This window comes from Methylobacterium sp. E-046 (assembly GCF_022829625.1).
Classification (GTDB): domain Bacteria; phylum Pseudomonadota; class Alphaproteobacteria; order Rhizobiales; family Beijerinckiaceae; genus Methylobacterium; species Methylobacterium longum.
In genome coordinates this window covers 1-785 of record NZ_JAKSYP010000062.1, presented here as the reverse complement: position 1 = coordinate 785, position 785 = coordinate 1, and the positions used below count along the sequence as shown (strand labels likewise).

The 785-nt window shown below is 77.7% G+C and carries 1 pseudogene; it reads left to right on the top strand.

What is annotated here, in order from left to right:
* Positions 1-18: 18 nt before the first annotated feature.
* A pseudogene (locus MKK82_RS03895) lies at positions 19-785 on the top strand (glycosyl transferase); the annotation flags it as partial.

Genomic DNA, 785 nt, shown 5'->3' with positions numbered 1-785 from the left:
GACCCGGCCGACCACTACATGACGTCGGGCTGGCGCGAGGGCCGCGAGCCGGCCCCGCAGTTCGACGTGCTCGCCTACTGCCTCACGCGCGGCATCACCTACGCCACCCGGAACCCGCTGGTGCACTACGTCCTGCACGGCGGCCGCGCCCGGCCGGACCCGGACGCCGCGCTCGCCCTGCGGCTCGCGACGCTCGCCCCCTATTTCGATGCCGCCCACTACCGGCAGCGCCTGCCCGGTCCTCAGGCCGAGGCGCTGGCCGGCGCCTCGGACGCCGCGCTGCTGCGCCACTACGTGGCGGAGGGCTGGCGGGCGCTGGTCAGCCCGCGGCCGGACTTCGACCCGGCGGGCTTCGTGCAGGCACGAGCCGGCAGCCGGGCGGTGGGCGACGATCCGTTCTTCCGCGTCGTGGCCGAGGCGCGGCTGACGGGTGCCGAGCCCTTCGCCGGGCCGCACCGGCTGAACCTGCCGGCGGTGGACGCGGACTGGTACCGGGCGACCTACCCGGACGTGGGCGGGCGGGAGCCATATCTGCACTTCGCCGAGGCGGGCTGGCGGGAGCTGCGCGATCCGGGGCCGGGACGCTCGACCCTGGGGGCGCTGCTCGGCGTCTGCGGGCTGCGGCCGGCGCGGGCGCCGGTCGAGGACACGGGCTGGCTGGGCGCGATCGGGCGGGAGCCCGTGGACCGGGCGGCGCTGCTCGACCTGCAGGCGCGGCTGGCGGCGGCGCAGTTCGACCACGGCTTCTACCGGGCGCGCTACGGGCTCGCCGAGGCCGCCGACGC